Source organism: Acinetobacter sp. 197, assembly GCF_048148385.1.
Classification (GTDB): Bacteria; Pseudomonadota; Gammaproteobacteria; order Pseudomonadales; family Moraxellaceae; genus Acinetobacter; species Acinetobacter pecorum.
Map to the genome: position 1 here is coordinate 1 of NZ_JAYWZK010000026.1, position 9,509 is coordinate 9,509.

The 9,509-nt window shown below is 36.0% G+C and carries 11 protein-coding genes; 5 read left to right on the forward strand and 6 right to left on the reverse strand.

Annotated features, from left to right (window positions below):
- Positions 1-459 precede the first annotated feature (459 nt).
- Both VXQ11_RS15395 and tnpA read left to right on the forward strand, forming a co-directional pair.
- Positions 460-2,871, forward strand: coding sequence for a membrane-bound PQQ-dependent dehydrogenase, glucose/quinate/shikimate family (locus VXQ11_RS15395; RefSeq protein ID WP_032060263.1), 2,412 nt, complete (start codon positions 460-462; stop codon positions 2,869-2,871).
- A 231-nt stretch (positions 2,872-3,102) separates the two neighbouring features.
- Complete coding sequence (gene tnpA / locus VXQ11_RS15400; RefSeq protein ID WP_024439349.1) at positions 3,103-3,486, forward strand: IS66-like element accessory protein TnpA; 384 nt, start codon at positions 3,103-3,105, stop codon at positions 3,484-3,486.
- A gap of 319 nt (positions 3,487-3,805) precedes the next feature.
- On the opposite strand, the gene VXQ11_RS15405 is transcribed toward tnpA, so the two are convergent.
- The 5 genes from VXQ11_RS15405 to VXQ11_RS15425 form a co-directional block, all read right to left on the reverse strand.
- A complete protein-coding gene (locus VXQ11_RS15405) occupies positions 3,806-3,949 on the reverse strand; it encodes a hypothetical protein (RefSeq protein ID WP_001125248.1) in 144 nt (47 codons plus the stop codon).
- A 12-nt stretch (positions 3,950-3,961) separates the two neighbouring features.
- Positions 3,962-4,537, reverse strand: a complete 576-nt coding sequence (locus VXQ11_RS15410) for a plasmid replication DNA-binding protein (protein ID WP_180070779.1) — start codon at positions 4,535-4,537, stop codon at positions 3,962-3,964.
- On the reverse strand, positions 4,530-5,480 hold the full coding sequence (gene repM / locus VXQ11_RS15415; protein WP_416706420.1) for a replication initiation protein RepM: 951 nt from the start codon (positions 5,478-5,480) through the stop codon (positions 4,530-4,532). Before repM ends, VXQ11_RS15410 begins: the two co-directional genes overlap by 8 nt.
- A 181-nt stretch (positions 5,481-5,661) precedes the next feature.
- Positions 5,662-5,862 carry a hypothetical protein gene (locus tag VXQ11_RS15420; RefSeq protein WP_416706421.1) on the reverse strand — a complete coding sequence of 67 codons (201 nt, stop codon included), beginning with the start codon at positions 5,860-5,862 and terminating at the stop codon, positions 5,662-5,664.
- A gap of 211 nt (positions 5,863-6,073) precedes the next feature.
- Complete coding sequence (locus tag VXQ11_RS15425; protein ID WP_416706422.1) at positions 6,074-6,421, reverse strand: hypothetical protein; 348 nt, start codon at positions 6,419-6,421, stop codon at positions 6,074-6,076.
- A gap of 355 nt (positions 6,422-6,776) precedes the next feature.
- Here VXQ11_RS15425 and VXQ11_RS15430 point away from each other — a divergent pair, with 355 nt between their 5' ends.
- Positions 6,777-7,145: a plasmid mobilization protein gene (locus VXQ11_RS15430; protein ID WP_005166870.1), complete on the forward strand. Its 369-nt coding sequence runs from the start codon at positions 6,777-6,779 to the stop codon at positions 7,143-7,145.
- Between the two features lie 164 nt (positions 7,146-7,309).
- Here VXQ11_RS15430 and VXQ11_RS15435 read toward each other — a convergent pair whose 3' ends face one another.
- Complete coding sequence (locus tag VXQ11_RS15435; protein ID WP_416706423.1) at positions 7,310-8,197, reverse strand: LysR family transcriptional regulator; 888 nt, start codon at positions 8,195-8,197, stop codon at positions 7,310-7,312.
- 99 nt (positions 8,198-8,296) lie between these two features.
- Between VXQ11_RS15435 and VXQ11_RS15440 the strand changes: the two genes are divergently transcribed.
- Together VXQ11_RS15440 and VXQ11_RS15445 are read left to right on the forward strand one after the other, a co-directional pair.
- On the forward strand, positions 8,297-8,683 hold the full coding sequence (locus VXQ11_RS15440) for a CidA/LrgA family protein (RefSeq protein ID WP_416706424.1): 387 nt from the start codon (positions 8,297-8,299) through the stop codon (positions 8,681-8,683).
- Complete coding sequence (locus VXQ11_RS15445) at positions 8,677-9,354, forward strand: LrgB family protein (RefSeq protein ID WP_416706425.1); 678 nt, start codon at positions 8,677-8,679, stop codon at positions 9,352-9,354. The genes VXQ11_RS15440 and VXQ11_RS15445 overlap by 7 nt, the downstream gene beginning before the upstream one ends.
- The last annotated feature ends 155 nt before the right edge of the window (positions 9,355-9,509 follow it).

Consider the following 9,509-nt stretch of genomic DNA (forward strand, 5'->3'; position numbering starts at 1 on the left):
GTCCATGGTGATAAAAATCATCATAAACCAGACATTTTTATTGGTGAGAATATAGACACTTTAAATGGGTTCTAACAAATGCGTTTCGTATAACGCCCATTATGTTAAATGGAATTAGTTTTAGTAATTTTAAAGTCGGATATAAGATGTTTTTTATTCATACATTAGAATATTGACTGAACATATATTTCATATGATATGAAGTAATTCCTAAACCTAAAGCCATGAGCATGGTTAGAGAAGTTAGACCCACCATAGAACAAAATTTATCTATTATAATTCCACCAACCCATGGCATGATCCCAGCCAATAAGTATCCAAAGGACTGGGTTATTCCACTTAGCCGTGTTGCTAATTGAGTACTAGATGCGAACTCAATAGGTAAAATAAGGGCTATAGGAAATAATCCTCCTGTAGCAATGCCTAAGCTAATTACAGCCCACATCAAAGAGACAATATATGAGTACCGAATACACTGCACCTTCTGAAAGGGCAGGATCAAAAGTTTATCGCTTTTTCGTAATACTTCTACATGTGTTAATCGCATTATTCTTAATTATCCAAGGTGGAAAGCTTGTTAGCTTAGGTGGCTCAAGTTATTACCTTATCGCTGGTATTGCCTATCTACTGATTGCTATTTTATATACATTTAGAAAAGTAATCAGCTTATGGCTATCCATTTTAACTTTCATCGCAACAGTTATATGGGCTATTTCCGAAGTACAAGTTTTTGACTTCTGGCAGTATATTCCCCGTCTAGTTGTTCCAACGGTTTTATTTGTACTAAGCTTATGGGCAAGCCGTAGTTTAATAACACTTTCAACAGAAAAAGTGACTTTTGCTAATCGTGTTGGTTTAGTTGGCTTTATTGCTTGTGTTATAGCTTTAATCTCAGCTTTTTTTCCCCATGGAAAAACTCTAAATCAAGTTAATATTGCTCAAGATCGTAATTTAACTAAACCTACAGCAGAAAATCCTGATAATTGGGAATATTTTGGTCGTAGTGGTAGTGGTACCCGCTTTGCCCCTTATACTGACATTACTCCTGATAACGTTAAAAACTTACAAGTTGCATGGACTTACCATACTGGCCGACCAAAAAATATTGGAGTCGATGAAAATACTCCAATTCAAATTGGTAGCACACTGTACTCATGTACTCCAACTAATATTATTACTGCGATTGATGGTGATAGCGGTAAAGCACTTTGGAAATATGATCCAAAAGCAAAAACAGCTGAACACATTACCTGTCGTGGTGTTGGTTACTATGATGCGACTCATGATAAAACGCTTTCAAAAGCAGATTTACAAACTCCTAGTATTCAAGCCTGTCCACAACGAATTTTAACATCTACAGTTGATGGTCGTTTAATTGCATTGAATGCAAAAACTGGTGCTTTATGTCCTCAATTTGGAGTAAATGGCCAAGTTGACCTGTTAAATGACATGGGTCCTACTGAAAAAAGTAAACGCTACCATCCAACCTCTACCCCATTAATCGCAGGGCATGTTGCCATCTTAGGCGGTTGGGTTCGAGACATTACTCATGGTGAACCTTCTGGCGTAGTTCGTGCTTATGATGTACGTACTGGTAAACTAGCCTGGGCTTGGGATGTAGGTAATCCAGAATTATCTGGACAACCTAAAAACGGCTTTACTCTTGAAACCCCAAATATGTGGACAATTCCAACTTACGACAAAGATTTAAATCTAGTATATCTACCTACTGGAAATGGCCCCCCTGATTACTGGGGCGGTGATCGTAATGCAGCAAAAGAAAAATTTGGCTCAGCAGTAGTTGCTGTAGATGCAACGACTGGTAAGACTAAATGGTCATATCAAATTGTTCATCACGACGTTTGGGACTACGATTTACCTTCTCAACCAGTTCTTTACAACGTCACCAATGATAAGGGAGAACAAATTCCTGCCCTTATTCAAACAACAAAAATGGGACAAATTTTTGTATTAGATCGACGTACAGGCCGACCTGTTACTAAAGTTATTGAAAAGCCCGTACCGACTACCGGTCAAGCAGAAGGAGAAAAACTATCTCCGACTCAGCCATATTCTGTAGGTATGCCACAAATTGGTAATGACACTTTACGTGAAAAAGATATGTGGGGTATTTCAACTTTTGATCAACTCAATTGCCGTATTCAGTTTAAAGATTCGGTTTATCAAGGGTTATATACACCACCTAGTGAGAAACCATATATTGAATGGCCAAGTTTATTAGGCGGAATGAATTGGGGGGGTATTTCAATTGATGAATCAACAGGTTTAATGTTCGTCAATGATATGCGTATGCCTTTGCGGATGTCTTTAGTTCGTAAAGAAGATATGGGGAAATACAAAATATCTACCGATGAAGTTCCTGGATTTATGGGAACAGTACGCCCACAATTTGCAGGCCCGTACGCTGGAGTAAAAATTGATATTATGCAATCAGCATTAGGGGTACCTTGTAATCGACCACCTTTCGGTACGATGTCTGCGATTGATTTAAAAACCAAAAAGTTGGTATGGCAAGTACCAATGGGAACAGCTGAACAGCTTGGCCCATTAGGTATTAAATCACATCTCCCAATGCCATTAGGAATGCCAACACTAGGTGGTCCTACTTCAACAGCTTCTGGCTTGGTATTCTTTGCAGGTACGCAAGATTATTATTTACGTGCTTTAGATTCCAAAACTGGTAAAGAAGTATGGAAAGCTAAATTACCCGTTGCAGCTGTTGCAGCACCTCTAATTTACAAATCACCAAAAACAGGTAAGCAATATGTAGTTATTTCTGCAGGGGGTGCGAGCCACTCAAAAGATGTAGGTGACTATATTATTGCGTTTGCTCTTCCTGATCAGAAGTAACCGAAATTAGCCAAGATAGTCGTCTAAATTTTAGAAATCTAATTTTGGCTTAAGGGTAATTTAGAAACCTCTACCTTGTACGAAACACTAAAAAGCTGGCTTGTTATCAAGCCAGCCTTTTAGTGGGCACCACCCTCATAAAACGGTAAGCGTCCGCTGAACACACCTTATGAATTCATCCTATAAGCCTTAATTTAGTCCCCACTTAAAAACAAGTGGGGACTTAAATTTATGACTACAAATAACCAGACATCCATTACATCTCTTGCGAAAAAACGAAGAACATACAGTGCTGAATTTAAACAGCAAATCGTTCAGGCTTGTAAAGCACCGGACGTTTCAATTGCTTCAGTCGCTTTGCAACATGGATTGAATACAAATCTTGTATCCAAATGGATTCGCTTAATTGATGGTAAGCAAGGAAATGATCGCTCATCACTACCAAATAAACCTGCATTTATTCCCTTATCTTGCTCTGCACCATTAGATCCTACTCCTACTGACATGTTAACGGTTCAAATTACTTTACCCCACTCAAGAGCAGAAATTGGCTTGAAATGGCAAGTATCAGAAATATCTGCTTTAGCAGAATTACTCAAGGCACTTGCAACATGATCCGTATCGATGAAATCTGGCTTTCTACCCAACCTCTGGATATGCGAGCAGGGATGGATATCCAATTAATTCTTCATTTCCTTTACCACTTTGGGTTGATATGAGTATGAAAGGAGAAGTAGAAAATTAATTTGTATTATTTCTAAAATTAACATAATACACCTTATACGAAATGCTTGAAATTTCTCTTTAAATATCATTATATTAAAGTAAGCCGTTCTGGACATTAGGGCACCAGAACGGCTTTTTATTGATTATTCATGTTCCACGCTTACTTATTGAGCAAAGTTCCACGGCTTTGATAAGCCCAGGTGAATAATCAGGAAGCTTGGTCTTTTTCTTTTTGGCGTTCATTCAGCTCTTTTTTAAGTGCCTTTTTATCTTGGTACGATGCAATCAGCATGATCGGGATCAGCAGCGGGGCCACAATAATTCCTAGGGCAATGTCTTTCAGTTTCGGCATGATCTCTCTCCCTTAGTCATTATCAAAGACAGCATTCAGCACACGGCCAAATAAGCCACGTTTTTTAGGTTGTGGCACTGCCACATTTTGCAACGTGGCATGCTGTAGCGTTTGGGTGTGGTATGCTGTAGTTTCTTGTTGTGGCACTGCCACATTTTCTACAATATTTAATTCATTATTCTTTTTATTATCATTGTCTTGTTGTGTTGTCGCATGCTGTGGCATATCGGTGTCGCATGCCGTAGCATCTTGTTGTGGCGCTGCCGTGGCGGGTGCAACAGTTTTTAACTCAATAAGCGTCTGCATACGGTCGATTTGCTGCATTAAACGCTCTTCACGTTCTTGGTATTTTTTAACTTCATTTTCTAAATGAATAATGAGTTTTTTTGTAGATTCATCGCTATCTGATGTAGAAGATTCAATTTGTTGAGATGTTTGCTCAGGCTCCCCAAAGCATCTAATCACTTCCGAAAGGTCAAATTGACCATCACTAGAGCGTGATAAACGCCCATTACGTACAGCTCTGTAAATGGTTGACCTATCAATATGAAATTTTTTAGATACTTCACTTAGCGATAACTTAGCCATTTACTGTGTCCTTTTTATTTGATGGCATGTATCCCACTTTTTTTAGGTATGGGGCTAGTTCTTTGATTTTTTCAGAGTCTTGTAGCATCTCAGCAATACGAACAGCAAATTGAGGATAGCTTTCAGTTCCTTGTGAATAGCGACCCATTTCAGGGAGTTCTGAAAGTTTATTTGCAAACGTATGCCGTTGAGCATCGGTCATCTTTGAAAAAAGCTCCAAAGTATTCGGATCTCTTTCTATTGATGGGCTATCCTTCTTCTTCTGTTTAAAGGTAAAAGAAAATCCTGAAATAGAACGTCCTCTTTTATGCTGTTCATATTTTACAGTTATATCCGTATGCTCATTTATTTGTTTAATTGAAAGCTCTAAAACACGCTCTTTTAAATGAGCCATCCGTAAATATTCATTATCAAGAACGCCTAATTTCTTTCTAAATTCTTGTAGTTCTATGGTTGGGGTTTTACCAGCGCTTCGCCACTGAATTAGAAGCTCATATAAGCGAATGGCATAAGCGCTACTAAGACTACTAACTTGCTGTAATTCATATTTAGTAAATTGTTCTTCCAGTCTGGTTATGAAGGGAACAACAGCAGGTGCAAATATTAAGTCTACAGTTGCTTCATTGTCGTTATAAGCAATTTGAGATACCCAACGACTCATAACATTTCGGATATTCCCATTAGCTTTTTTCTCTTGATAGCTAAATTGACGCGCGAATAAATCCTTACAAGCATCTTTTAAGGCTTGATAAGCTGTATTACGGTGCACACCAAATTGATTGATATAACTATCTGCATGAACTTCTAATGGATCATTTGCATTAATCCCTTTCCCACTTTCCCTTGCTTCAACAATAGCCAATAAAATTAAACGTTGTTCTACTAAGTCTAAGTTATAGCTTGCGTTGATTAAGGCATTGTCTTTTACAACTAAATCTCTCATAGCCACTATTTTTTTATTGTGTATAAGTACACGTTAATATTATTTGTGTACTAATGCAAGGTAAACGTAGACATATTGCAAGGTAAACGTGGACATATTGCAAGGTAAACGTGGACATATTGCAAGGTAAACGTGGACATATAAGAGCTAAAACCCTTTATTCATAAGGCTTTCAAGCCATCTAAAAGCATTTAAAAACTTTAAAATAATTAAAAGCCCAAGGAAGGAAAAATTGCCCTTGGTTTTCGCTACGCTCAAACTCTATTGAATCTCGCTTTCGCTCGATTCGTTGGGGCAATTTTTGGCTCAATCCTGGAAGTGATTTAAATACTGGTAAAAGCAAAATCAAAACAATAAGAACAAATGGATTCGCTTCGCTCATAGAGCTTTTTTGCTCGCTACGCTCGATCTAGGATCGAATTTTTATATGTAATTAAAAAGTTTTTAGATTCCAATATCTAAAAGATTGTTTTTCAGAGGGTCTAAGCGCGAATTTCAGCGATTTCACTCGTAGACACTCGTTCTGTATCTTTCATTGTGAATTTGAGCATAGAGCGCAAATGAGAGCGATCTAGAGCAATGTTTAAATAGGGTTAGTAAAAATCTTTTCCCTTTGTATGAGGATCATAAGAAAATTTGGGCTTTCTATTGGTCAATTTTTCTAAATTTCTCTCCGCATTGGTCATTTCTTTCTTTGGTTCAGGATTTGAAGTGATCTCCTGTGTTTCTACTTCTTCTTTTGACGTTATTTCTTTACTTTTCTTTTTATTGAACAAATCCATCTGTAGACAAACTCGTGATAATGACTGATACGAAATGTTTTGGTTTAGTTCGGGAATTTCTGCAAAAATTTCTTTAAGGGTATATGCCTGTTCATGCATTTCCAGGATCTTTTCTTTTGATTGAAGAACGTATCTTTTAGCTAGGTGACGTACAGCCATGATTTGCTCCTACTTCATCATGGATTGTTAATAAATAGGATTATCTAGGATTTTTTAGGAAAAAATAGGAAAAAATGAGAATATTTAGGAAAATTCAGGAATTTTTAGGAATATTCGAGAATAAGTAAGATTTTGGGTTTTTAGCCTGTTTGGATAAGCAGTTTTTAAGAATATTCGAGAAAATTTAGGAATATTTGAGAAAGTGGTTAAGGGAAAAGTAGGCAAGATGTGTAATGTTATATAACATGGCAAGCCTTGGTTATATAAATTACCCGACTTATTCGCTTTCAGCTCAACGTGGCATCTTGTCCTGCGGAGCTTTTGGCATAGCCAAAATGTACTGGAAATAGAAAAAATGACTGAACAGAAAAAGCCGAAACGGATACGCCAAAAAGTAATTCAAGTTGTGGTAACAGAAGCTGAGAAAAAGCAAATTGAAGAAAATGCTGCTCAAGGAAATTTATCAGCTTCTCAATATTTGCGTGATCTAGGATTGGGTTATCAACCTAAAAGTCTGACTGATATAAAAACAATCCAGGAAATTCGCAGCCTAAAATCAGATATGAATAAAGTGGGTGGACTACTGAAAAACTTAATGAATGGAGAACTGACTGATCCGAAAGAGATCCGATCTAAAGTAAATGGGCTGCTGCTGGATTTTTCCAAGAACCAAAATTCCATTGATCTATTCATTTCTAAAGTCAGATCCGCGATCAAGTTTTAAAAAAGTGTAAAGTGTGTCCCCTTGTATAGGGGCGTTAGCCAGCTGTCCCTTCAGAGCTGTATTCAAGTAGCCAATCTAAAAAAGTGTAAGGTGTGTGACCTTGTATAGTGGCCTTAGCCTGATGAATTTCGTATAAGAGATTTTATGTTAAATGTAAGTTAATTTTAAAAACTTATTTCATGACTATATTTGTTTACTAAATCTAACCAAGCCTGTGTTGCATGAGAGGTCTCTAATCCTTTATGCCAAGCCATATGTAATTGCCAAGTCATATCGTCACTATTGAAGTATATTTTTTTTAAGTTATTAAATTTTTTACAATAAATTTCTGGAAGAATAGCTATCCCCATATTTGCATCTACCATTTTTACTATAAAATCCCATTGGCTACTTTTACAGACAATATTAGGTTCAAATCCCGCTTTTTGAGCTTCACTTAATATGATAGGGGTTAAACTGAAATCATCTGTATAAAATATAAAATTCTCATTTTTTAAGTCGTGAAAATTAATTTTCTCGTATTTCGTTAAGTTTGAATCTTGTTTTGTTAATAAGCATAAAGGGGAATTTAATATTTTTATTGAGTACAGATCACTATGGGGATTTCCTAAAACTATTCCTACATCAATTTTTTTATTTACTAAGGCTTCTTCTATTTTTAACGAGCCTACCTCCAAAAAATTTAGCTTAATTTCAGGATAATTTCTATGATATCGAGCAATCAAACGATGTATTAAAATTGCACCCAATGGAGGCAAACCTAGACTCAACTCTCCTGCTTTTAGAGATCTTATATTCTGAATACTGTCTAGCATATCCTCATGTTGCTGTAATATAGATAGGGCATGTTTATAAACATACTCCCCTATAAAGGTCAGTTCAACGTAACGTTTCCTACACCCAGTGATGAATAATTTTTCACCAACTTGTTGTTCTAACTGTTGTATAGATTTACTTATCGTTGGTTGTGTATAGCATAGTTGTTCAGCGGCAGCTGAAAAACTACCCGATTTAACTACTTGTACAAAAATCCTAAGAAGCTTCAGTTCCAAAATAAAAATATTCCTATTATGAATAATGTTTATAGAATTATTCATAATAGGAAAATATTAAAAAGAATACAATTATGTTTATTTGGTAAAGACTTAGCTATGTGGAAACTCACACGATTCTTTTTACAATTTTCCTTGATAATGATTTTTTGGGTATTAGGGTTAGGGGTACAACATCTTTTTCATCTTAAAATTAGCGGTGATATTATAGGTTTAATATTATTGCTAATTTTCTTATTGACCGGTTTTCTAAGGCTACAGTCAGTTGACGTTGCCGGTAAGTTTTTAATTCAGCACTTAGTACTATTTTTTATCCCTTGTGTAGTTGGATTGATTCAATTTAAAGAACTATTTATTTCCTATGGATTTCAGGTAATTGTTACTGTAGTTTTTAGTACTATTTGTGTCCTTATTAGCACTGTATATAGTGTTTATTGGGGGGCGAGACTTGAGGGGCGATTTACTAAGGAAAAAACTAAATGTTAAGTATAATTTTTTTATTACTTACGGTATTTGGCTACATTGTTTTCCTACGTATTTACCATAAATTTCCTAATATGTTATTAGCGCCAGGTATCGCAGTACCACTCACCCTAATTACATTATTGTACGTACTACAGGTTGAATACCAGCAATACATGCAATTTAACCAAGGTTTAGTTTGGATGATCGGGCCAGCTACTGTAGCTTTTGCTCTCCCTATTTATGAATATAAACATATTCTTACTAAACATTTTATTTCTATCAGCTTAGGGATTGTATTTGGTATGTTAAGTGGAGTATTGAGTTCTTACGCCTTAGCTCAGTATTTTTCTTTAGATAAAACACTCACACTTAGTTTAATGACCCGTTCTATTTCAACTCCATTTGCAATGGAACTCGCAAATCAAATTAATGGCTCAATTGAGTTATCTATTTTATTTACTATGCTGACTGGAATTGCGGCAGTTTTACTAGCTAATTTAGTTTTTGGACTAATTAACTTAAAAAATAATGTTGCACAAGGTGCAGCACTAGGGAATGCAGGTCATGGTTTCGGAACGGTAAAAGCTTTTTTGCGTCATACAGATGAAGGAGTAGCAGCATGTTTATGCATGATCTTATCTGGAATATTAATGGTATTTGTTGGTCCTTACTTAATATTGATGCTGATTTAAGGTCTGAATAGCCACCAATTTTGTAGACACTTTATAGTTCTTCTAAAATTAACATAATGCACGTTATACGAATCTCACATGTTAGAACCCATTTAAAGTGTCTATATTCTCACCAATAAAAATGTCTGGTTTATGATGATTTTTATCACCATGGA

Bases quoted from the DNA above. Each gene is read 5' to 3' on its own strand.
- tnpA (WP_024439349.1), top strand. From the start codon at position 3,103: ATGACTACAAATAACCAGACATCCATTACATCTCTTGCGAAAAAACGA.
- VXQ11_RS15430 (WP_005166870.1), top strand. From the start codon at position 6,777: ATGACTGAACAGAAAAAGCCGAAACGGATACGCCAAAAAGTAATTCAA.
- VXQ11_RS15420 (WP_416706421.1), bottom strand. From the start codon at position 5,862: ATGAGCGAAGCGAATCCATTTGTTCTTATTGTTTTGATTTTGCTTTTA.
- VXQ11_RS15395 (WP_032060263.1), top strand. From the start codon at position 460: ATGAGTACCGAATACACTGCACCTTCTGAAAGGGCAGGATCAAAAGTT.
- VXQ11_RS15405 (WP_001125248.1), bottom strand. From the start codon at position 3,949: ATGCCGAAACTGAAAGACATTGCCCTAGGAATTATTGTGGCCCCGCTG.
- repM (WP_416706420.1), bottom strand. From the start codon at position 5,480: ATGAGAGATTTAGTTGTAAAAGACAATGCCTTAATCAACGCAAGCTAT.
- VXQ11_RS15445 (WP_416706425.1), top strand. From the start codon at position 8,677: ATGTTAAGTATAATTTTTTTATTACTTACGGTATTTGGCTACATTGTT.
- VXQ11_RS15410 (WP_180070779.1), bottom strand. From the start codon at position 4,537: ATGGCTAAGTTATCGCTAAGTGAAGTATCTAAAAAATTTCATATTGAT.
- VXQ11_RS15440 (WP_416706424.1), top strand. From the start codon at position 8,297: ATGTGGAAACTCACACGATTCTTTTTACAATTTTCCTTGATAATGATT.
- VXQ11_RS15425 (WP_416706422.1), bottom strand. From the start codon at position 6,421: ATGGCTGTACGTCACCTAGCTAAAAGATACGTTCTTCAATCAAAAGAA.